Raw genomic sequence first — 21,480 nt, 5'->3', positions numbered from 1 at the left:
CTACGCACCCTAAAGGTGAATCCGGATCAAACGAACGTCACAACGCCATCTTTCAACGACTGTACGCGCGCCAGTGACTCTACACGATAGCCCTGGCCGTCCAGTTCAGCGCGGCCGCCCTGGAATGACTTCTCGATCACGATACCCAGGCCGGCGACGGTTGCGCCCGCTTGTTTGATGATCGAGATCAGCGCCTGGGACGCCTTACCGTTGGCCAGGAAGTCGTCAATGATCAACACCCGATCGCTGCTGTTCAGGTGACGGGTAGAAATGGCGATGGTGCTTTCGGTCTGCTTGGTGAACGAATACACCGACGCGGAAAACATGTTCTCGGTGAGGGTCAGCGACTGATGCTTGCGCGCGAAGATCACCGGGATGCTCATCTTCAGACCGGTCATGACTGCAGGGGCGATGCCGGAAGCCTCGATGGTGACGATCTTGGTAATGCCGGAGCCGGCGAACAGCGCGGCGAATTCGTCACCGATCTGCTGCATCAGCACCGGGTCGATCTGATGGTTTAGAAACGCGTCGACCTTCAATACCTGATCGGAAAGCACGATGCCTTCTTCGCGAATTTTCTTGTGCAGTGCTTCCACGTGGGTGGTCCTCAGAGCGCGATGTGCGCGAAATGAACGTTATCTTTTCAGCATGGCGCGTATGTCCGCCAAGGCTGTATTGCCGCGTACGGCTTTGACTTCGACGGGCGTGTCATCGTTGCCTTCCCAGGCGAGATCGTCCGGCGGCAGTTCGTCGAGGAACCGGCTCGGCAGGCAATCGATGATTTCGCCGTACTGCTTGCGTTTGGCGGCGAAGGTGAACGCCAGCGTCTGCCGCGCGCGGGTGATGCCCACGTAGGCCAGGCGGCGTTCTTCTTCGATGGTATCGGCCTCGATGCTGGAGCGGTGCGGGAGGATTTCCTCTTCCATCCCCATGATGAACACGTACGGAAACTCCAGCCCCTTGGAGGCGTGCAGGGTCATCATCTGCACGCCTTCGGCGCCGTCTTCCTCTTCCTGCTGACGTTCGAGCATGTCGCGCAGGACCAGCTTGCCGATGGCCTCCTCGATGGTCATGCCGCCTTCTTCGTCTTTCTCCAGCGTGTTCTTCAGCGCCTCGATCAGGAACCACACGTTGCCCATGCGGTAGTCGGCGGCCTTGTCGCTGGAGCTGTTCTGACGAATCCAGTTTTCGTAATCGATGTCCATGACCATGCTGCGCAAAGCGGCGATAGGGTCCTGCGTCGCGCATTGCTGGCGCACGCCGTCCATCCAGTGCTTGAAGCGTCTGAGGCGATCGGTGAAGCGGGCGTCCAGATGCTCGCCCAGGCCGATCTCGTCGGTGGCGGCGTACATCGACACCTTGCGCTCGGTCGAGTAGTTGCCCAGCTTTTCAAGGGTGGTCGAACCGATTTCCCGGCGCGGCACATTGATCACCCGCAGGAAGGCGTTGTCGTCGTCCGGGTTCACCAGCAAGCGGAAGTAGGCCATCAGGTCTTTCACTTCCTGACGTCCAAAAAAGCTGTTGCCCCCGGACAGCCGGTACGGAATCTGATGGTGCTGCAGCTTCAGCTCGATCAGCTTGGCCTGATAGTTACCGCGATAGAGAATCGCGAAATCGCTGTACGGCCGGTCGGTGCGCAGGTGGAGGCTGAGAATTTCGATGGCGACACGTTCGGCTTCGGCGTCTTCGTTCTTGCAGCGAATCACGCGGATCTCGTCGCCGTGACCCATCTCGCTCCAGAGTTGCTTTTCGAACGCATGGGGGTTGTTGGCGATCAGCACGTTGGCGCAGCGCAAGATGCGGCTGGTGGAGCGGTAGTTCTGCTCCAGCATCACCACTTTCAGCGACGGGTAATCGTCCTTGAGCAGCATCAGGTTTTCCGGCCGCGCACCGCGCCAGGCGTAGATCGACTGGTCATCGTCACCCACAACGGTGAACTGGCAGCGCGTGCCGATGAGCATCTTCACCAGCAGGTACTGGCTGGCGTTGGTGTCCTGGTATTCGTCGACGAGCAGGTAGCGCACCTTGTGCTGCCACTTTTCCAGAATGTCGGCGTGCTCCTCGAACAGCTTCACCGGCAGCAGAATCAGGTCGTCGAAATCCACCGCGTTGTACGCCTTCAGCGTGCGCTGGTAGTGGCTGTAGACGATGGCGGCGGTCTGCTCCTTGGGGTTGCGCGAATTGGCGAGGGCTTCGGGCGGCAGGATCAATTCGTTTTTCCAGGCGCCGATCATGTTCTTGATCTCGTCGACGCCGTCGTCGCCCGAGTATTCCTTTTGCATGATGTCGGTCATCAGCGCTTTGACGTCGGTCTCGTCAAAGATCGAGAACCCGGGCTTGTAGCCCAACCGGGCGTGTTCCTTGCGGATGATGTTCAGGCCCAGGTTGTGGAACGTCGAGACGGTCAGGCCGCGCCCCTCGCCAGCGCGCAAAAGGGTACCGACGCGCTCTTTCATCTCCCGGGCCGCCTTGTTGGTAAAGGTCATGGCGACGATGTACTGGGCACGGATGCCGCAGTTCTGGATGAGGTGGGCAATCTTGCGTGTGATCACGCTGGTCTTGCCGGAGCCAGCGCCGGCGAGCACCAAAAGAGGGCCGCCGACGTAGTTCACGGCTTCCTGTTGCCGGGGATTGAGTCGGGACATGGGGAAAAATGGGGTCGCCTGGAAAAGGGCGGGCATTTTAACAGGGTCAGCGGATTGTGCAGCCACCGTCCGACACTGTGATGCGCCGCGCTATCTATATTTCGCCGTTTTGTTACATTTGCGTATTGCGGATGATTCTCGCGTTTGACGACCCTCATTCGGGGGTGCGCCAAGGTCTTTACGTTTGTGTGGGGAGTTAGCTTGTCTACGCCTGTCGAACCCTTGCGCTTGCTGCTTCTGGCGGACACGCCCGAATGGCCGGCATCGTTGCGCGAGTGCCTGGCGCCGCTCGGAGACGCCGCTGTCCTTGACTGCGCGCCGAACTGGGACGCTGTCAGCAATCAAACCGACTTCCCCACCTCCGGAATACTCTTTACCACCGAAGCCCTTCAGCCGGCCGCCGGCCAATGCCACTGGCCCACTGTATTGCTTTTCGACACCGAACCTGACGAAGAGCCCGTTGGTGTCAGCGACTGGCTGGTGCGCGACGCCCTCACAACGCAGGCCCTGCGCCGCTGTCTGCGCCACGTGCGCGAACGGGGCGTTCTAGAGACCACGCTCAATCGCCTCGCCGAGCAGGACCCTCTTACCGGCATCGCCAACCGCCAGGGCTTTCAGACCCTGTTGGCCGCCCGACTGGCCGAGTTCGACGGCCGCGGCCTGGCGCTGGGGCATCTGGACCTGGACAACTTCCGGCGCGCCAATGACGCGCTGGGTCATCAGGCGGGCGATCGACTGATCCTGCAAGTGGTGGCGCGGCTGAAAGGCCAGCTGGAGGCGTGCGATCAACTGGCGCGACTGGGCAGCGATGAATTTGCCCTGCTGATCGACACACGACGCGCCCCCGAGCGCGCCGAATCCATCGCCGAGCGCATCACCGAAGCCTTGTCCGAACCGTATTGGGTCGATGGGGAAAGCCTGTTGATCGGTTGCAGCCTTGGCATCGCCTATGCGCGCCTCAATGGCGGCGCCGATCCGTTGATGTGGCACGCGCACATCGCCATGCAGCAGGCCAAGGGCACTCAGGGCTGTACCTTTCACGTCTTCAACGAACGCATCAACCGCAACGCGCGCAGCCTCGCCGATCTGGAAAGCGAACTGCGCCGTGCTTTGCGTCGCGATGAGCTGGAGCTGCATTACCAGCCACGCCTGTGCCTGAATACCGGGCGCATTCTGGGGCTGGAGGCATTGGTGCGTTGGCGCCACGCTGAGCGTGGGTTGTTGCCGCCGAGTGAGTTCGTGCCGCTGGCTGAGCAAAGCGGGTTGATCGTGCCGCTGGGTTATTGGGTGATTGCCCGTGCCCTGCGCGACATGCAGGCCCTGCGCGAGAAAGGCGTGCCGCCGCTGCACATGGCGATCAACCTGTCGTTCCGCCAGTTTCAGGACAACCAGTTGCTCGCGACCCTCAGCCGGTTGATCGCCGATCGGGGTATCGATGCGCAATGGCTGGAATTCGAGCTGACCGAGACGGCCGTCATGCGCCGCAGCGATCTGGTCAAACAGACCATGGATGCGCTCGGACGGCTGGGTGTGCGCTTCTCGCTGGACGATTTCGGGACCGGGTTCTCGTCCTTCGTACACCTCAACAGCTTGCCGATCACACTGCTGAAGATCGACAAGAGCTTCGTCGGTGAAATGGAGCAGCGCGAGGAAAACCGCAAGCTGGTCCACGCGATGATCAACCTCGCCCACAACCTCAGCCTCGAAGTGGTGGCCGAAGGCGTTGAAACCCCCGAGCAACTGGCCTTGCTGCGCAGCTTCAACTGCGATCAGGCCCAGGGTTTTTTGATCAGTCACCCGCTGGCCTTGCCGGAGCTGATGGATTATCTGGCGATGGACCAGAGCAAAGGGATTGCGCTGCAGAGCCAGTGAGCGGCGGCTCGTTCTTTGAACACACCTCGGAGTGATTCTGTAGGAGTGAGCTTGCTCGCGAATGCATGGGGTCAGCCGACATGGATGTCACAGATCCACCGCCTTCGCGACCGTCGTAACCTCCGATTGCTCCTACAGTTGGGTTTGTGACCGCCCCGATTGTGAATATCCGCAGAGGCCTATCCCATCACCACAACGCCCGTCGCCTCTTTGCGCAGCAGCCTCGCTGTCTTGCGCTCGAATGCCCAGGTCAGTGCGACCGCGGAGCAGAGCAGGCCGATCGCCAATCCCCACCACACGCCCACCGCGCCCTGGTTCGCCAGAAATCCGAGGCCCCAGGCCAGCGGTGCGCCGACCACCCAATAGCTCGCCAGTCCGATCAGGAACGTGGTTTTTGCGTCCTTGAACCCCCGGATCGCGCCCATGGCGATGGTCTGCGTGCCGTCGAGAATCTCGAACCAGGCAGCGATGGCCAGCAGCCTCACCGCCAGCTCGACCACGCCCTGGTATTTCGGATCGTTGAGGTCCACGAACAAACCGATGACGGCGTGGGGCGCAACCCAGAACAGAATGCCGAACGAAAGCATCAGCAGCCCGCCGAAGCCAATCCCCATGCGTCCGGCAGTGCGCGCCAGCAGCAGGTTTCCAGCCCCGTAGTGCAGACCGATGCGCATGGTCACCGCGTAGGAAATCCCGACCGGGACCATGAACGCCATCGACACCGATTGCAGAGCGATCTGGTGCGCCGCCATCTGGGTGCTGCCCATGGCGCCCATGCAGAATGCCGCAAAGGTGAACAGCCCGACTTCCACCGCATACGTGCCACCGATGGGCAGGCCCAGACGCCACAGCTCTTTCAGGCAACTGCGCGAGAGTTTCATGAGTTCTTTGTGAAGGGGATACGCCGCGTAGGCGCTGTGATAACGAATGTGCAGCGCGAGGGCCAGGGCCATGGCGTTGGTGACAATGGCCGTGACCAGACCAATGCCCATCAGGCCCCAGTGCGGCAGGCCGAACAGCCCGTGGATAAACGCGTAGTTGAGTCCGAAGTTCAGCGCCACGCCCACCAGACTGATCACCATTACCGGGGTCGCACGGCCCAATGCACTGGTGAATCCGCGCAGCGCCATGAAGCTCAACAGGCCGGGCAGCGCCAATGGCAAGGTGATCAGAAATTCGCTGGCCATGTGGACGTTGGCTTCGACTTGACCAAATTGCAGCAGGATCGGCTCGAGGTTCCATAGGATCAGCGCAGCAACCAAGGCCATGCCCCACGCCAGCCACAAACCGGCCTGGGTCAGGCGGGTGACGCCGGCGTGATCATTCGCGCCCTTGCGGATCGCGACCAACGTACCGACGGCGGCCATGACCCCCACGCAGAAGAACGACACGAAGTTGTAGCTCGCCGCCCCCAGCCCGCCACCGGCGAGGGATTCCGGGCCCAGCTTGCCCATCATCACAGTGTCGGTGAATACCATCAGCATGTGCGCCATCTGCGAAGCAATCAGCGGCCCGGCCAGACGCAGGATGATCCACAGTTCTTTGAAGGCGTGCTGGTGCATGGTCTTAGCGCTCGGGTTGCGGGTGTTGGCGGGCCGGTCATTGTGGGGATTCAAGTGAAGATGCACAAAGGGATAAATCCGATCACTCGCATGAGTAAAGCTCATCCTGGGTTTTCTGCGGTAGAGTGGCTTCGGTCGCCGTCCAGCCTGAGGAATCCCCGCCGATGTCTCGCACTCTTCCGCCTCTGTATGCCCTGCGCGCGTTTGAAGCCGCTGCGCGACACAGCTCGTTCACGCGCGCCGCTGAAGAGCTGTCGATCACCCAGAGCGCGGTCAGTCGGCACATCCGCACGCTTGAAGAGCATTTCGCCTGCCGTCTGTTTCGCCGCAATGGTCGCAATTTGCAGCTCACCGAAGCCGCGCGTGAATTGCTGCCGGGCGTGCGGGAAGGGTTTTCTGCGTTGGAGCGAGCATGCAGCGCGTTGATGGCAGAGGAGGGCATCTTGCGCATGAAGGCCCCGTCGACCCTGACCATGCGTTGGTTGCTGGCGCGGCTGAGTCGTTTCCGCCATCTGCAGGTGGGCAACGAAGTCCAGCTGACCAGCGCCTGGATGGACATCGACAGTGTCGACTTCACCCAGGAGCCGTTCGATTGCGCGGTGTTGCTCAGCCATGGGCATTTCCCGCCGGAGTGGGAGGCAACGTACCTGTTCCCCGAATGGCTGATTCCCGTGGGCGCGCCGACGCTGCTGGATGACGCGCCGTGGGATGCCGAGCGACTGGCCGGCGCCGAACTGCTGCACCCTACGCCTGACCGTCGCGACTGGCGCCGATGGCTGGAGCGCATGGACTTGTCTGAGCGGGTCTCGCTCAAGGGAGGGCAGGTGTTCGACACGCTGGAGCTGGGCATGATTGCGGCCGCTAGAGGTTACGGCGTTTCCATGGGCGATCTGCTGATGGTGGCGGAGGACGTCGCTCAGGGCCGGCTCAGCCTGCCGTGGCGCACGGCGGTGGTCAGCGGCGAAAACTACTACCTCGTCTGGCCCAAGACCCGCCCTGGCGGCGAGCGTCTGCGGCGCCTGAGCGACTTCTTGCAGGGCGAAGTGCAGGCGATGGAATTGCCTGACGTGACGATTCTGGAATGAGTCGTAAAGCGCACCCCGACCGAAAGCGGACGCAGGACAGCCAAAAAGGGAATTAATTCCGTCCTGAAGCGACGTAGGACTCAAGTTTTTTGTCTGTCGGCCGAAGGTGTATTGCAGAGCCGGTTCACCTCAATCGACTCATCGATTCCCTCTATTAGATTCGTCCGAATGGTGCTCCTGAATCAGGATGGTCCCGTCGTTCGGCAAGGAGCTCCAATGCCTCAGCCTCGCGCCCGAATTGCTTCGCAACTCGGCATCGCCCTGGCCGTTATTCTGGCCGTCGTCATCAGCGGCAGTACGCTGTTCGCCTTGCGCTCTCTTGACTCGGCAAACCTGGTCATCCGCGAAGAGCACATGGGCAGCGAAGCCCGGTTGCTGGCCGACCAGTTGAACACCTTCCACAGCACCCTGCGCGACAGCACGCAGCGTCTGAGCGGTCTGTTCGAGAAGCGTTTTTCGGGCGGCCTGAGCCTGCAGGGCGATCAGCAGATTGCGGTCGCGGGCGTGCAGACCCCTGCGCTGCTGATGAACGGCACTGCGCTGAACAACGACTTCACGGAAGTCGACGATTTCAAGAAAATGACGGCCGGCGTGGCGACGGTTTTCGTGCGCAGCGGCGACGACTTCGTGCGCGTTAGCACCTCGCTGAGCAAGCAGGACGGCTCACGCGCCATCGGTACCTCGCTGGATCACAAACACCCGGCCTACGACAAGTTGCTCGCCGGACAGGGATATGTCGGTCGCGCGCTGTTGTTTGATCGCCTGTACATGACTCAATACAGCCCGGTGCGTGACGCCAGCGGCAAAGTCATCGCCGTGCTGTTCGTCGGCTTCGATTACACCGACGCGCAAAAGGCGCAGTTCGACAACCTGAAAAACTTCCGCATCGGTTCCACCGGTTCGCTGGCGTTGCTTGATGAGCAGAACAAATGGCTGGTGCCGCCTGCGGGCGTGAAGGACCTGGATCAGGCAAGCACCACGCTGGCCGAGTTCGCCAAGACGCCGAGCGTTGGGCATTTCTGGCAGGACGCCGGCGAAGATTTCTACACCGTCGGCGAGAAGTTTGCGGGCGGCCCGTGGACGGTTCTGGCAACGATGCCCGAGGATGAAATCAGCGCAGTCACCTGGAGCGTTGGCACGCAACTGGCCATCGGCAGCCTGCTGGCGATGTTGATCGCTGTCGGTGCCGCGATCTGGTTGTTGCGCAGCAAGCTGCGGCCGCTGTCGGCGTTGGTCAGTCAGGCGGAAGCGTTGGGCGCTGGTGATCTGAGCGCACGTCTGAACGTGTCCAGCCATGACGAAATTGGTCAGCTGGCGGGCAGTTTCAACAAGATGGGCCAGGCGCTGGAAACCATGGTGTCCCACATCCGCACAGCAGCGCTGGAAGTCAGCAGTCGTGCCAATGCGCTGTCCGGCTTGTCGGGCGGCGCTTATGAGGGGATGGAGCAGCAATCCGGCGAAATCACCAGCATGGCCGGCGCAGTGGAGGAGTTCAGCGCCACGGCCCTGACCATCGCCGACAACATGGGCACCACCGAACGCATGGCCCAGGGCAATGCCCAGCAGACCCGCATCGGCCGCACGTCCATGGAGGAGGCATCGGCCTCGCTGGAGCAAATTGCAGGCTCGCTGAGCAGCACCGCGACGGTGATCGATACCTTGGGCCAACGCTCGCAAGAGATCGGCGGCATCGTCAGCGTCATCACCTCGATCGCCGAGCAGACCAACCTCCTGGCCCTCAACGCCGCGATCGAAGCCGCACGCGCCGGTGAACAAGGCCGTGGTTTTGCGGTGGTAGCGGATGAAGTCCGCAGCCTGGCATCACGTACGCGCCAGGCCACCGATGAAATCTCCGGCATGATCAGCAGCATTCAGCTGGAGACCAGCAATGCCATCAGCACCATGCAGCAAGGCAACGCGCTGATGCAGGAAGGCCTGTCGCGCAACGCCAAAGTGGCTGCAGCGCTGGCCCAGATCGACGAACAAAGCCGTTCCGCCGGTGAGCAATTCACGTCCATCACCACCGCGACCCAAGAGCAGAGCAACACCGCCACGCTGCTCAGCGCCAACCTGCAAAGCATCGCCCTGGCGAACAGCGAGCAACGCGAGGTCGTGTCCAACCTGGCGATTACGGCTCAAGAGCTGAATGCCGTGGCGGCTGACTTGCAGAAGGAAGTGGATCGGTTTCGGTGAGGCGGGAGAGTTGGTGGCGCTTGAGTGCGCACCGGGACCGGCACCAAATCTCAGGCTTTTGGCGGCCACTGTTGTGCGGCATGTAAAACGCGAAGAATGAGAAGGGCTGTAGGGGTTTCGGCATACACCACCAAGTAATTCGGAGCCACTACGATCTCCCTGGTTCCTGCTTCCCGACCGGCCTTATAAAGCCTTGGATGGCGAGGGAGGTGGTCGATGCGAACATCGATCTCCTCCTTCAAGCGCCACGCTGCTTTGGTGTCATGGCCGGCGATGTATTCAAGGATCGCCAGCAAATCGTCCCTGGCATACTTGCTCCATTCAATTGTCAGCACCGCGCTTCCTTTCAAGTAATTCGCTGGCAGCAGCCATGACGTCCTCGTGCGAGTGTGTCGGCCCCGAGTCGTCCATGGCTTCACGCACCTTGGCCCTGAACCATTGATCGTAAGCGTCCGGGTGTGCGCCAAGGCCCGCGGGCAAACCGCCTTCCCGGACCACCCGCGTGAGCAAAATACGCACGGCATCGGAGATGGTGAGGCCGAAGTGGGCCAAGGTCTCCGATGCCTGGTTTTTAAGTGCCTGATCAATCCTCACATGCAGCATTGAAGTCTGGGTTGTCATGAGGGCTACTCCTGAAAAAGATCACTATGTATCTCATTTGAGATACGCACAACGAAGATCTTCAATTCGTCGAAGGCCGATACTGCAAAGCTTCAGCAATGTGGCAGCGGGCGATTGCGTCGACCTTCTCCAGATCAGCCAGCGTGCGCGCCACTTTCAGCAGGCGGTGGGCAGCGCGCAGGGACAGGTTCAAGCGTTCACACGCATTCTCGAGCCAGGCTTCGTCTTCCGGCAGCAACGCGCAGTGTTGGCGCAGCGCAGGCAGATCAAGAAAAGCGTTGGCGCAGCCTTGGCGTCGTTGTTGGCGCTGTCGGGCTTCGGATACCACCTCCGCCGCGCTGGTGCTTTCACCCTTGCAGCCGGGGGTAGCTGCTAAAGATGTGGTTTCTCTAGCGACGGTCAGATGCAGGTCAATCCGGTCAAGCAACGGGCCCGACAGCTTGTTGCGGTAGCGCTGAATCTGATCGGTCGAGCAACGGCAGCGCCCGGTCGGCTCTCCGTGATAACCGCACGGGCAGGGGTTCATCGCAGCGACGAGTTGAAAGCGCGCCGGAAAGCGCACCCGATCCCGCGCGCGGGAAATCACGATATGGCCCGATTCGAGGGGTTCGCGCAGCACCTCCAGCACACGCCGATCAAATTCCGGAAGTTCGTCCAGAAACAGCACACCGTGGTGCGCGAGGGTGATTTCTCCGGGTTGCGGGCGACTGCCACCCCCGACCAGCGCAGGACCCGATGCCGAGTGATGGGGCTGGCGGAAGGGGCGCTGGGGCCAGCTGGTCAGCGGGGCGTGACTGGCGACCGACTGAATCGCCGCCACTTCCAGCGCTTCGAGTTCGTCCAGCGGTGGAAGCAGCCCAGGTAAACGGCTGGCGAGCAGCGTTTTGCCGGTTCCGGGTGGGCCGCTGAAAAGCAGGTTATGCGCGCCGGCGGCGGCCACCAGCAGTGCGCGTTTGGCCGCGGTCTGGCCCTGCACCTCACTCAAGTCGGGATAAGGCTGCGTCTGCAGAATCAGGCCATTGGATTTATAAGGCGCGATGACCGTGTGCCCATTCAGGTGGGACACCAGCTCCAGCAGATGACTGACCGCGATCACCTTCAGGCCTGACGCCAGACACGCTTCCTCGGCATTCACCGCCGGCACGATCAGCGTGTGGCCCGCCTCCCGCGCAGCAAGTGCCGCCGGGAGCACGCCTTGTACGGGCCGAATCGCACCGGACAGCGCCAACTCCCCCAGACATTCAATGCCCTCCAGCGCGAGCGTTGGCACCTGCGCGCTGGCAGCCAGCAAGCCAAGTGCAATGGCGACATCGAAACGTCCGCCGTCTTTGGGCAAATCGGCAGGGGCCAGATTCAGGGTGATCCGCCGCGCCGGGAATTCCAGCCGACAGTTGAGGATCGCACTGCGCACCCGATCCTTGCTCTCCTTGACCGCGCCCTCCGGCAGACCCACCAGCGTCAGGCTCGGCAGCCCGTTGGCGAGATGGGTTTCGACGGTCACGGCAGGGGCTTCAACGCCAACTTGGGCACGGCTCAGAACGATCGCGAGGGACATGGCTTTCCTTGTAGGCAGCACCGCTTCCTGCGGCGAGCTGAAGGATAGTCATTGCTCCGGCGCGTGGCCCCGTGCATGTTCTACGGCATGTGTATGAATGAATGGAAGGAAGGACGAGTGATGACCAGTAATGGAGAGTGGCCTGTGTATCCAGTGGAAATTCCAAGCGAGGAGTTTCTCGAACCGCTGGCCACTACGGTCACCTTTGCCGGGGCACGAGCCTGTGACTTCGAAGCGCTCGTCGCCATCCGGATTGACGCCATGCGTGAGAGTCTTGAGCGCATTGGTCGCTTCGATCCCGTGCGCGCCCGCGAACGTTTCCGGGACGGCTTTTCCCCCGAATTTACTCGCCACATTGTGGTTGCCGGAAAGCGGGTGGGTTTTGTCGTGGTCAAACCGCGCGTTGACGGATTGTTGCTCGATCACCTCTACATCAAGCCAGGTGCACAAGGATCAGGAGTAGGTTCGATTGTCCTTCGTCAGATCTTCATGGAAGCAGGTGCGGCGTCGCTGGACTTGTATGTCGGGGCGCTGAAAGAAAGCGCTTCAAACCGCTTTTATACTCGTCATGGTTTTCAGTTCGTCGAAGCGGGCGAATTTGATAACTATTATGTTCGGCACGCTGCTCAAGGCTGCCCGCCATTGGGTGGCTGAACAAAGCCTTCACAAGACAGTGCCGACATGGCGCTACGCTTGGCGGCGTGTTTCGAGACGACCCCGGAATCCTGGCTGAACTTGCAGCTCACCTACGACCTGCGCAAGACAGAGATCGAGCGAGGTGAGGCAATCAAGGCCCAGGTTCAGCGCATTGCGCACTGCGCCTGAGCACATTCAGCTTTTGAAGCTCAACCTTGTGGCTCAGCCCCTGACGCTTTCGGCTGCGTCGCCAACTGCGCTTCCATCTCCGCCATCTTCGCTTCCAGTGCCTCAAGTCGGGCGCGGGTGCGGGCGAGGACGATCATCTGGCTGTCGAATTCTTCCCGGCTGACCAGGTCCAGCTTGCTGAAGCCGCTCTGCAGCAGCGCCTTGAACTGGGTTTCGAATTCGCTGCGTGGAACCGGTGTTTCGCCGTTGAAGAGGCGGGAAGCGTGGCCGCTCAGGGCGTCGAGAAAAGCTTTGGGGGCGAGCATGATGAAACTCCAGAATCAGAGGGCGCGAGTGTAGCACGCAGCTTTTGACCTCCTGCCGGACGCGATGCGCTGCACGCTTTTCGCGCATGGCCCCGGGCACGTGCGCACCGTTGTTGTGCGGTGATCGCAATCGACGACTACGCTAAAGCGTGAATTAACAGTCGAAGGGCCGAAATTCATGCCGATTCATGAGATGGCAAGCTTTCTGCTTAGTGGCTTGTAACCCATGCACTGATGCAGTCGCTGTGACGAATGCAGTGCGGCAGGCGGAGCGGGGAATGTTTCGTCAGAAGCGGTTTTCTGGAGTTGGTCAGGTCTGTTAAGGACACGACGCGTTACAAAGCCAGACACTGCGCTTAGACTTGAGTCGGGTTTGTTTTCCTGGGGCAAGTCCACCAATTCGGGAGAAAGTTTCATGAAGCTAGTCACTGCCATCATCAAGCCGTTCAAGCTGGACGACGTACGCGAGTCGCTGTCCGAAATCGGCGTGCAGGGCATCACGGTTACTGAAGTCAAAGGCTTCGGACGTCAGAAAGGCCACACCGAGCTGTATCGCGGTGCGGAGTATGTAGTCGACTTCCTCCCCAAGGTGAAGATCGATGTTGCGATCGACGACAAGGATCTGGACCGCGTTATCGAAGCGATAACCAAAGCGGCCAACACCGGCAAGATCGGTGACGGCAAGATCTTCGTGGTCAATCTGGAACAGGCCATCCGCATCCGTACCGGCGAAACCGATACCGACGCAATCTAAGCCGCCAAACCCCAACGCCCCAGGAGAAAACAATATGACTCTGCGTCAATTCGCAGGGCTAGGAGCCCTGTTGTCCCTCGTAACCCCTGGCTTGGCCATGGCGGCAGACGAAGTGGCAGCCCCCGTACTCAATTCCGGCGACACCGCCTGGATGCTGACCTCCACCGCGCTGGTGCTGTTCATGACCATCCCCGGTCTGGCGCTGTTCTACGGCGGCATGGTCCGCTCGAAAAACATTCTTTCCGTGATGATGCAGTGCTTCGCCATTACCGGCCTGATCAGCATCCTGTGGGTCGTCTACGGCTACAGCATGGCGTTCGACACCACTGGGATGGAAGTCAACGTCGTCAACTTCAACTCCTTCGTCGGCGGTCTTTCGAAGGCGTTCCTGGCAGGCATCACCCCTGCAAGCATCACTGGCCCTGCGGCACTGTTCCCGGAAGCCGTCTTCGTGACCTTCCAGATGACCTTCGCCATCATCACCCCGGCCCTGATCGTCGGCGCTTTCGCGGAACGCATGAAGTTCTCCGCGATGCTGATCTTCATGGGGATCTGGTTCACCCTGGTTTATGCGCCGATTGCGCACATGGTCTGGAGCGGCGTCGGTGGTCTGTTGTGGGACTGGGGCGTTCTCGACTTCGCGGGCGGCACCGTTGTTCACATCAACGCCGGTGTGGCTGGCCTGGTAGCGTGCCTGGTACTCGGCAAGCGTAAAGGTTTCCCGACCACTCCGATGGCGCCGCACAACCTGGGTTACACCCTGGTCGGCGCGGCCATGCTCTGGGTGGGCTGGTTCGGTTTCAACGCAGGTTCCGCAGCTGCGGCCAACGGCACTGCCGGTATGGCGATGCTGGTAACTCAGATCGCCACCGCTGCTGCAGCGCTGGGCTGGATGTTCGCCGAATGGCTGACCCACGGTAAACCAAGCGCTCTGGGCATCGCTTCGGGTGTGGTTGCCGGTCTGGTTGCCGTCACTCCGGCCGCCGGTACTGTCGGCCCAATGGGCGGCCTGATCATCGGTCTGGCGGCAGGCGTGGTCTGCTTCTTCTGCGCCACCAGCCTGAAACGCAAAATGGGCTACGACGACTCCCTGGATGCCTTCGGCGTTCACGGTATCGGCGGTATCCTTGGCGCGATCCTGACCGGCGTGTTTGCAGCCCCTTCGCTGGGCGGCTTCGGCACCGTGACCGACATCGCTGCACAAGTCTGGATTCAGTGCAAAGGCGTCGGCTTCACGGTCATCTACACCGCGATCGTGACCTTCATCATCCTCAAGGTGCTCGACATGGTCATGGGCTTGCGTGTCACCGAGGAAGAAGAAGCGGTCGGCCTGGATCTGGCGCAACACAACGAACGTGGCTACAACTTGTAATCCACGCGTGAAAAAATGCCCGGGTCTCCGGGCATTTTTTTGTCTGAGGTTTGTCGATAGGGATGTCCGCACAGCGGGTGGGCGTTCCCTGCAGGAACATCCGCTGCAATGTTCGGCCTAACCTGACGATTCTCGATGCTTGAGAGGGCATAAATGCCCTTGTTCAGCGCTCCTGAAAATCGTCGCTCATTACGCACTTTGTTTTTTTTTCCAGCGCGTTAGAATGCGCGCCGAAGGGCGGAGAACGGTATGTGGCAACAGACCTTGATCACGCTGCGGGCAAGGCCTCGTGGTTTCCATCTGGTGACTGACGAGATCGTCGCGGGCCTTCGCGAATTACGCGAATGCCGCATCGGCCTGCTGCATGTCTGGTTGCAACACACCTCGGCCTCGTTGACCGTCAACGAGAACGCCGACCCGGCGGTACGTCGCGATTTCGAGCGTTTCTTCAACCGTCTGGTGCCTCAGGGGCGCGACGGCTACGAGCATGACGACGAAGGGCCCGATGATCTGCCGGCGCACTTCAAAGCCAGTCTGCTTGGCTGCCAGCTTACATTGCCGGTTACAAATGGACGGCTGGCGTTGGGCACATGGCAAGGTATTTATCTGGGCGAGCACCGCGATGCAGCCGGTGCCCGTAAAGTCCTCGTCACGCTTCAGGGTGAGGGGCACGACCGCTGAACGTATGCGGTAGTTGAATTTTTTCCGGCTGTCCAAGAAATCATGCCCGGCTGGGCTATAACTAATCTGCTTTCGCAAGTCATGAGGTAGAACATGAGCGACGACGACATCGAAGAAGGTCTGGAAGACGATCTGGAAGAAGGGGAGGACGGTGAGGGGCTTGCAGCGGCGTCCGATGAAGATGTAGTGGAAGTCGACGACAGCGCTGAAGTCTCTGCGACTCCGGCCAAAGGCAAGGCCAAGGCCGCCGTCTCGGTTGATGAATTGCCGAGTGTGGAAGCCAAGAACAAGGAGCGTGATGCTCTGGCTCGCGCGATGGAAGAATTCCTCGCTCGTGGTGGCAAGGTCGTGGAAGTGGAGGCCAACGTGGTCGCCGATCCGCCCAAGAAGCCTGACAACAAGTACGGCAGCCGTCCCATCTGAGGGACCTGCTGCGCGCTTGATGAAAAACCCGCTGTCGCTGCGGGTTTTTTATTGCCTGCGATTCGAGTTGCCGACGCGAAGGCTGGCATTCACGCAGCGCGAAGCGCAGATCAAGCCCAGCGCGCCAGCACCTCGGGCAATTGCGTCAGGCTGTTGATTACGGCATCCGGCGCTTTTTCAGCCTCCCAGACCTTGCCGCCGGGGTTGTACCAGATCGCCCGCAGGCCGGCTTGTTGGGCGCCGGCGATGTCGTCACCCGGGTGATCGCCGACATGCACGGCCTGACTGGCATCGGCATTGCCGCGTTTCAGCGCCTCGACGAAGGGCGCAGGGTCCGGTTTGCCAATGCCCAGGTCCTCGGCGCATAGCGCGAAGGCGAAATAATCGGCCAGGCCCAGACGGCGGATGTCGGCATTGCCGTTGGTCACGACACCCATCGTGTAAGACTTGGTCAGGATCTCAAGCGTCGGCACCACTTCAGGGAAGATGTCCAACTGGTGCCGCCCCTGAAGGAACACTTCAAAGCTCTGGTCCGCCAGCTCATGGGCTTCGGCGTGACCATACCCCGCATCCTCCAGCGCATGAAACAGCACCTTGCGGCGCAGCGCACTGATCCGGTGCTTGAACGTCGGATCCGCTTCGATGAGTCGCGAGCGGATTTCCCACAGATGCTCGACCGGGACCGGCCCGAGTTTTGGCGCGTTGGCAGCCAGCCACTCGCGCAGCTTGGCTTCAGCGCTGACAATCGCTGGTGCGGTTTCCCACAGCGTGTCGTCCAGGTCGAAGGTGATCAGCTTAATGCTCATTGTCGGCGTTACCTTTGCGCTTGGCCCGTGGATGGGCACTGTCGTACACCGTGGCCAGATGCTGGAAATCCAGATGGGTGTAGATCTGAGTGGTGGCGATGTCGGCGTGACCCAGCAACTCCTGCACGGCGCGCAGGTCCTGGGACGACTCCAGCAAGTGACTGGCGAATGAATGGCGAAGCATGTGCGGGTGCAGGTTCTGGCCCAACTCACGTTCGCCGGCAGCCTTGACCCGCAGCTGGATCGAGCGCGGCCCCAGACGGCGGCCTTGCTGGCTGACAAACACGGCATCGTCCTGAGGATTGGCCAGCGCTCGTTGCTTGAGCCATTCCTTCAGTGCTTCCCGTGCCTTTCTGCCAACCGGTAAAACGCGGCTTTTGCTGCCTTTGCCGAGGACCTGCACAAGACCGTCCGCCAGATCCAGGTCTTCGCAGTTCAGCCCGGTCAGTTCGGACAGGCGCAGGCCTGACGAGTAGAACAGTTCGAGAATCGCCTGATCACGCCGGGCCAGAAAATCGTCCTCGACGGCGCCTTCAAGCAGTTGCAGGGCGCGGTCGGCATCCAGGGTTTTGGGCAAGCGACGCTCGCCCTTGGGCGGTGACAGGCCATTGGCCGGATCGTGATCGCAAAGGTCTTCGCGGTTGAGGTAGTGATAAAAGCCGCGCACGGCTGACAGCAGTCTGGCCAGGCTGCGCGAGGATTGACCCTGCTGGTGAAGGCGAGCGACGAGGCTGCGCATGGCCTGAATATCCAGCGCTTTCCAGCTGTCGATGTGCTGCTTTTCGCAGAACGCCAGGACTTTGTTCAGGTCGCGACGATAGGCTTCAAGCGTATGGCTCGACACTTGGCGCTCACTGCGCAGGTGCGTGCAGTAAGCGTCCAGTTGCCGCTCCATGACTAGCGAACCGAACGCAGAGAGTTGGTGAAGCGTGGCAGCAGGCGGCTGAGAACGTCGGCGATATAACTGAGAAAAAGCGTCCCGACCGAGCTTTTGTAATGCTGCGGATCACGGCTGCCGATGGCCAGAACGCCGTGCAGGCCTTGGTGGCTAAGGGCGGCCAGGGCCGTCGAGGCCACTTCCTTGCTTTGCTCGCTGCCAAACAGAAACTCGAGTTCATGATCACGCAGCGCGCCACACAGGGTCTTGCCGCCGGACATCAGCCCGCCGATGGCTTTCTGCGCATCGGAGGCGCTCACCCAGCGGCCGACGGTCATCGGGTTGTCGCTGAACAGGATAAGGCTGACGAAGGGCACCTGAAATTCCTGGCGCAAGCTGTCTTCCACGCAGATGACGATCTCTTCCAGACTGGTCGCGTCCATCAGATCGAGAATCAGCCGGCGGGTTTTTTCGAACAGCCGGTCGTTGTCCCGGGCCACGTCCATCAGTTGCGACAACCGGTGACGCATCTCGATGTTGCGCTCGCGCAGCAGCTTGAGCTGGCGCTCGACCAGCGAGACGGTGTCGCCCCGTTGGTGCGGGACGCGCATCATCGCCAGCAGTTCGTCGTGCTCGGCGAAGAAATCAGGGTGTTGTTGCAGCCAGGCCGCGACTGCCTCGGCTTCAAGGGCAGGCACTGCGGTCTCGGCAGGGGGCTGGCCGGGCGTGTCGTTTGAAGTCTGAGGCTGGTCGGTCATTGGATACTCTCACTCATAGACGTACTTGGCCTTCGTAAACCCGGACAGCCGGGCCAGTCATCACCACTGAATGGCCGGGGCCGGCCCACTCGATGGACAGGCGTCCGCCCGGCAGGTCAATCAGCATCGGGGAATCCATCCAGCCCTGAGTAATGGCCGCGACCGCTGCCGCGCAGGCACCGGTGCCACAGGCCTGGGTTTCCCCGGCGCCACGCTCCCAGACCCGCAGTTGCGCGCGCTGACGGTCCACGACATGGAGAAAGCCCACGTTCACCCGAGCCGGAAAGCGCGGATGGTTTTCAATCTTCGGCCCAAGCACATGCACGGGCGCATTGTTGATGTCGTAGACGCGCAGCACGGCATGGGGGTTGCCCATGGACACGGCGGCAAGCTCGACAGTCTCGCCATCGACATCGAGCGAATAACTGGCGGCCTGTTCCGGTGCGTCGAACGGGATGTCCGCCGGCACCAGACGCGGCGCGCCCATATCAACGCTGATCTGGCCGTCGTTGCGGATGTCCAGCTCGATGATGCCGCCCTTGGTCTCGACGCGAATCTGCTTCTTGGCCGTCAGCCGCTTGTCCAGCACGAAACGGGCGAAGCAGCGCGCGCCATTGCCGCACTGCTCGACCTCGGAGCCGTCGGAATTGAAAATCCGGTAGCGAAAATCCACGTCCGGATTGTTCGGCGCCTCCACCAGCAGCAGCTGATCGAAACCGATACCCGTGTGGCGATCGCCCCATTGCTTGGCGTGCTTGGGCAAAATGTGGGCGTGTTGGCTCACAAGGTCCAGCACCATGAAATCATTGCCCAGGCCATGCATCTTGGTAAAACGCAGCAGCATGGGATTACTCCGGCAGCAGGCTTTCGCCGGCAAACAGCTCAGTCACGGTTTCACGGCGACGCACTTCGAAGGCTTGCTCGCCATCCACAAGCACCTCGGCCGTACGTCCGCGGGTGTTGTAGTTGGAGCTCATCACGAAGCCATAGGCGCCAGCCGAATGCACCGCCAGCAGATCGCCTTCAGCCAGCGCGAGTTCACGCTCCTTGGCCAGGAAATCCCCGGTTTCGCAAATCGGGCCGACGATGTCGTAGGTGCGTTTGGCGCCGTCGCGGGGTTTGACGGCCGTCACGTCCATCCAGGCCTGATACAGGGCTGGACGAATCAGGTCGTTCATGGCGGCGTCGACGATGGCGAAGTCTTTGTGCTCGGTGTGCTTGAGGTACTCGACGCGGGTCAGCAGCACTCCTGCATTGGCGACGATGAAGCGGCCGGGCTCGAACATCAGCGCCAGATCGCGGCCATCAAGGCGTTCACGCACGGCCTTGATGTAATCGCCCGCGAGGGGCGGCTCTTCGTCGCGATAACGCACGCCCAGACCGCCGCCCAGATCGATATGCTTCAGCAGAATGCCGCAATCGCCCAGTCGGTCGACAAGATCGAGCAGGCGATCCAGCGCATCCACGAAAGGCGAAAGGGTGGTCAGTTGAGAGCCGATGTGGCAGTCCACGCCGATGACGTCGAGATTCGGCAGCTGCGCGGCGCGGATGTAAACGTCTTCGGCGTCCGCGATGGCGATGCCGAATTTGTTTTCCTTGAGGCCGGTGGAGATATAAGGGTGGGTGCCAGCGTCGACATCCGGGTTGACGCGCAACGAAACCGGAGCACGCACGCCCATTTCGGCGGCGACGACTTGCAGTCGTTCAAGCTCGTCGGTGGACTCGACGTTGAAGCAATGCACGCCGACTTCCAGCGCTCGGCGCATGTCATCGCGGGTCTTGCCGACGCCGGAGAAAACGATTTTGTCAGCCTGACCGCCTGCCGCCAGCACGCGCTCCAGCTCGCCACGGGACACGATGTCAAAACCGGCGCCCAGACGCGCGAGGACATTGAGAACGCCCAGGTTCGAGTTGGCTTTGACCGCAAAGCAGACCAGATGCGGCATGCCACTCAAGGCGTCGGCGTAGGCGCGGTACTGCGCCTCGATGTGCGCGCGGGAATAGACGTATGTCGGCGTGCCGAAGCGTTCGGCGATGGCAGACAACGCCACTCCTTCCGCGAACAGCTCGCCGTCGCGGTAGTTGAAGGCGTCCATGACTGATTCCTAGTAGGTCGAAGTCTGATGCTTGTGCGAGTGCGATTTGGTCTGGCTGGTGCCGTCGGCGGACGAATCGTCGTCGGGCAGATACAGCGGACCTTTCTGACCGCAGGCAGAGACCAGACACGCAACTGCAAGCAGCGCGGCCAGGGAGGAAATCAGGCGCTTCATGGCGAAATCCTTTGTATAAGCATTAATTGCGCCCGAGTATACCGACCACCCGACAGATTGCCTATGCGCTGGAGTTCCCGTCCGGCGGGGGTTTGACGCCGCCGCGCAATTAGACTGCGCAGCACGTGCGGATTTCTGACGCGGTCTGTGGTGCAGGGTGATGTTCGATGCCGTCCCGACCAAAGCCGGTCCCACATTTGCACTTGGGCGGGTAGGCTTTGCATTTGCCGTGGAGCGACCGTATCGTGCGTCGCTGCGCCGTCCGCTGACACTTTTGAGGTTCATGCAATGAGTTTGACCGAAGCCCGTTTTCACGATCTGGTCGATGCCACCCAGGAAAAGCTCCAGGATATCTTCGACGAGAGCGGTCTGGATCTGGACCTTGAGGAGTCGGCCGGTGTGCTGACCGTGAAATTCGAAAACGGCTCGCAGTTCATTTTCAGCCGTCAGGAGCCTTTGCGTCAGCTGTGGCTGGCGGCTGCGTCGGGTGGTTTTCACTTTGATTACGACGAAGAAGCGAAGCACTGGATCTGCGACAAGAGCGAAGAGCTGTTGAGCGAGATGCTCTATCGTCTGGCGAAGGAGCAGGCCGGCGAAGAAATCGACTTCGACGCCCTCGACGGCAGCGATGGCAACCGCCAGTGACCGTTAGCGCAACCCCGGTCAAGCCGCCAAAGCCGCTGTTCAGCAACGTCAGCCCGGCTGTGCCGTCGCCGTGCATCAGCATCTGCCGGCTCGACGAAGACAAAGTCTGCACGGGCTGCCAGCGCCACGTCGAAGACATTCGCGAGTGGCGGTCGGCGACCGATGAGCGCCGACGGGAGATCGTGCGGCAGGCAGATTTGCGTCGCAGTGCGACTTCCGATCACGTGTAGG

At 61.1% G+C, this 21,480-nt stretch carries 23 protein-coding genes and 2 pseudogenes; 12 read left to right on the top strand and 13 right to left on the bottom strand.

The annotated features are described in order from the left end of the window. Window positions 1-26: 26 nt before the first annotated feature. Entirely contained in the window at window positions 27-596 is a 570-nt protein-coding gene (locus tag ACYASU_RS07435) for a xanthine phosphoribosyltransferase (protein ID WP_463582425.1), read from the bottom strand. Window positions 597-635: 39 nt separating this feature from the next. Beyond that, window positions 636-2,645, bottom strand: coding sequence for a DNA helicase Rep (gene rep, locus ACYASU_RS07430; protein WP_122534146.1), 2,010 nt, complete (start codon window positions 2,643-2,645; stop codon window positions 636-638). 201 nt (window positions 2,646-2,846) lie between these two features. Here rep and ACYASU_RS07425 point away from each other — a divergent pair, with 201 nt between their 5' ends. Beyond that, entirely contained in the window at window positions 2,847-4,517 is a 1,671-nt protein-coding gene (locus tag ACYASU_RS07425; RefSeq protein WP_463582424.1) for a putative bifunctional diguanylate cyclase/phosphodiesterase, read from the top strand. A gap of 179 nt (window positions 4,518-4,696) precedes the next feature. On the opposite strand, the gene ACYASU_RS07420 is transcribed toward ACYASU_RS07425, so the two are convergent. Next, window positions 4,697-6,079, bottom strand: a complete 1,383-nt coding sequence (locus ACYASU_RS07420) for a NorM family multidrug efflux MATE transporter (protein WP_346629514.1) — start codon at window positions 6,077-6,079, stop codon at window positions 4,697-4,699. A 164-nt stretch (window positions 6,080-6,243) separates the two neighbouring features. On the opposite strand from ACYASU_RS07420, the gene ACYASU_RS07415 reads away from it, so the two are divergent. From ACYASU_RS07415 to ACYASU_RS07405, 3 genes and pseudogenes are all read left to right on the top strand, one after another. Continuing rightward, the gene (locus ACYASU_RS07415) at window positions 6,244-7,164 is read left to right on the top strand and encodes a LysR substrate-binding domain-containing protein (protein WP_346629513.1); all 921 of its coding nucleotides are present in this window, start codon (window positions 6,244-6,246) and stop codon (window positions 7,162-7,164) included. A 168-nt stretch (window positions 7,165-7,332) separates the two neighbouring features. Further along, window positions 7,333-8,454: pseudogene (locus ACYASU_RS07410) on the top strand (Cache 3/Cache 2 fusion domain-containing protein); the annotation flags it as partial. A 42-nt stretch (window positions 8,455-8,496) separates the two neighbouring features. Beyond that, a complete protein-coding gene (locus ACYASU_RS07405) occupies window positions 8,497-9,357 on the top strand; it encodes a methyl-accepting chemotaxis protein (protein WP_463582444.1) in 861 nt (286 codons plus the stop codon). A 50-nt stretch (window positions 9,358-9,407) separates the two neighbouring features. On the opposite strand, the gene ACYASU_RS07400 is transcribed toward ACYASU_RS07405, so the two are convergent. From ACYASU_RS07400 to ACYASU_RS07390, 3 genes are all read right to left on the bottom strand, one after another. Beyond that, a complete protein-coding gene (locus ACYASU_RS07400; protein WP_463582423.1) occupies window positions 9,408-9,692 on the bottom strand; it encodes a type II toxin-antitoxin system RelE/ParE family toxin in 285 nt (94 codons plus the stop codon). Beyond that, complete coding sequence (locus ACYASU_RS07395; RefSeq protein ID WP_463582422.1) at window positions 9,679-9,978, bottom strand: type II toxin-antitoxin system RelB/DinJ family antitoxin; 300 nt, start codon at window positions 9,976-9,978, stop codon at window positions 9,679-9,681. The genes ACYASU_RS07400 and ACYASU_RS07395 overlap by 14 nt, the downstream gene beginning before the upstream one ends. Window positions 9,979-10,039: 61 nt before the next feature. Continuing rightward, complete coding sequence (locus tag ACYASU_RS07390; RefSeq protein WP_463582421.1) at window positions 10,040-11,533, bottom strand: YifB family Mg chelatase-like AAA ATPase; 1,494 nt, start codon at window positions 11,531-11,533, stop codon at window positions 10,040-10,042. Between the two features lie 93 nt (window positions 11,534-11,626). On the opposite strand from ACYASU_RS07390, the gene ACYASU_RS07385 reads away from it, so the two are divergent. Both ACYASU_RS07385 and ACYASU_RS07380 read left to right on the top strand, forming a co-directional pair. Continuing rightward, window positions 11,627-12,187, top strand: a complete 561-nt coding sequence (locus ACYASU_RS07385; protein WP_463582420.1) for a GNAT family N-acetyltransferase — start codon at window positions 11,627-11,629, stop codon at window positions 12,185-12,187. Window positions 12,188-12,205: 18 nt separating this feature from the next. Beyond that, window positions 12,206-12,358: pseudogene (locus ACYASU_RS07380) on the top strand (helix-turn-helix domain-containing protein); the annotation flags it as partial. Window positions 12,359-12,378: 20 nt separating this feature from the next. Here ACYASU_RS07380 and ACYASU_RS07375 read toward each other — a convergent pair. Then, window positions 12,379-12,663 carry an accessory factor UbiK family protein gene (locus ACYASU_RS07375; protein ID WP_192171412.1) on the bottom strand — a complete coding sequence of 95 codons (285 nt, stop codon included), beginning with the start codon at window positions 12,661-12,663 and terminating at the stop codon, window positions 12,379-12,381. Window positions 12,664-13,078: 415 nt separating this feature from the next. On the opposite strand from ACYASU_RS07375, the gene glnK reads away from it, so the two are divergent. From glnK to ACYASU_RS07355, 4 genes are all read left to right on the top strand, one after another. After that, window positions 13,079-13,417 (top strand): P-II family nitrogen regulator, encoded by a 339-nt coding sequence (gene glnK / locus ACYASU_RS07370; protein WP_002555808.1) that lies wholly within the window; start codon window positions 13,079-13,081, stop codon window positions 13,415-13,417. Between the two features lie 34 nt (window positions 13,418-13,451). Next, the gene (locus ACYASU_RS07365; protein WP_346627428.1) at window positions 13,452-14,789 is read left to right on the top strand and encodes an ammonium transporter; all 1,338 of its coding nucleotides are present in this window, start codon (window positions 13,452-13,454) and stop codon (window positions 14,787-14,789) included. 249 nt (window positions 14,790-15,038) lie between these two features. Beyond that, the gene (locus ACYASU_RS07360) at window positions 15,039-15,470 is read left to right on the top strand and encodes a secondary thiamine-phosphate synthase enzyme YjbQ (protein WP_463582419.1); all 432 of its coding nucleotides are present in this window, start codon (window positions 15,039-15,041) and stop codon (window positions 15,468-15,470) included. 93 nt (window positions 15,471-15,563) lie between these two features. Then, window positions 15,564-15,893 (top strand): hypothetical protein, encoded by a 330-nt coding sequence (locus ACYASU_RS07355; protein WP_192171409.1) that lies wholly within the window; start codon window positions 15,564-15,566, stop codon window positions 15,891-15,893. A 110-nt stretch (window positions 15,894-16,003) separates the two neighbouring features. Here the strand turns inward: ACYASU_RS07355 and ACYASU_RS07350 are convergent, their stop codons facing one another. Genes ACYASU_RS07350 through lptM form a run of 6 tightly spaced genes read right to left on the bottom strand, consistent with a single transcriptional unit; the run spans window position 16,004 to window position 20,604 of the window. Continuing rightward, window positions 16,004-16,699, bottom strand: a complete 696-nt coding sequence (locus ACYASU_RS07350) for an HAD family hydrolase (protein WP_463582418.1) — start codon at window positions 16,697-16,699, stop codon at window positions 16,004-16,006. Continuing rightward, window positions 16,689-17,594: a tyrosine recombinase XerC gene (xerC, locus tag ACYASU_RS07345; protein WP_463582417.1), complete on the bottom strand. Its 906-nt coding sequence runs from the start codon at window positions 17,592-17,594 to the stop codon at window positions 16,689-16,691. The genes ACYASU_RS07350 and xerC overlap by 11 nt, the downstream gene beginning before the upstream one ends. Window positions 17,595-17,596: 2 nt before the next feature. Further along, the gene (locus ACYASU_RS07340) at window positions 17,597-18,334 is read right to left on the bottom strand and encodes a DUF484 family protein (protein WP_463582416.1); all 738 of its coding nucleotides are present in this window, start codon (window positions 18,332-18,334) and stop codon (window positions 17,597-17,599) included. Window positions 18,335-18,347: 13 nt separating this feature from the next. Continuing rightward, on the bottom strand, window positions 18,348-19,178 hold the full coding sequence (gene dapF / locus ACYASU_RS07335; protein WP_463582415.1) for a diaminopimelate epimerase: 831 nt from the start codon (window positions 19,176-19,178) through the stop codon (window positions 18,348-18,350). Window positions 19,179-19,182: 4 nt separating this feature from the next. Next, window positions 19,183-20,430, bottom strand: a complete 1,248-nt coding sequence (lysA, locus tag ACYASU_RS07330) for a diaminopimelate decarboxylase (RefSeq protein WP_282365888.1) — start codon at window positions 20,428-20,430, stop codon at window positions 19,183-19,185. Window positions 20,431-20,439: 9 nt separating this feature from the next. Then, window positions 20,440-20,604 carry an LPS translocon maturation chaperone LptM gene (gene lptM / locus ACYASU_RS07325; RefSeq protein ID WP_192171403.1) on the bottom strand — a complete coding sequence of 55 codons (165 nt, stop codon included), beginning with the start codon at window positions 20,602-20,604 and terminating at the stop codon, window positions 20,440-20,442. 288 nt (window positions 20,605-20,892) lie between these two features. Here lptM and cyaY point away from each other — a divergent pair, with 288 nt between their 5' ends. Continuing rightward, complete coding sequence (gene cyaY, locus ACYASU_RS07320; protein WP_192171402.1) at window positions 20,893-21,249, top strand: iron donor protein CyaY; 357 nt, start codon at window positions 20,893-20,895, stop codon at window positions 21,247-21,249. Further along, window positions 21,246-21,479 carry a DUF1289 domain-containing protein gene (locus ACYASU_RS07315; protein WP_463582414.1) on the top strand — a complete coding sequence of 78 codons (234 nt, stop codon included), beginning with the start codon at window positions 21,246-21,248 and terminating at the stop codon, window positions 21,477-21,479. The genes cyaY and ACYASU_RS07315 overlap by 4 nt, the downstream gene beginning before the upstream one ends. Window position 21,480: the final 1 nt, after the last annotated feature.

Source organism: Pseudomonas sp. HP_12, from assembly GCF_055283955.1.
The sequence above is the reverse complement of the archived record's forward strand: the minus strand, read 5'-3'. Positions and strand labels throughout refer to the sequence as shown.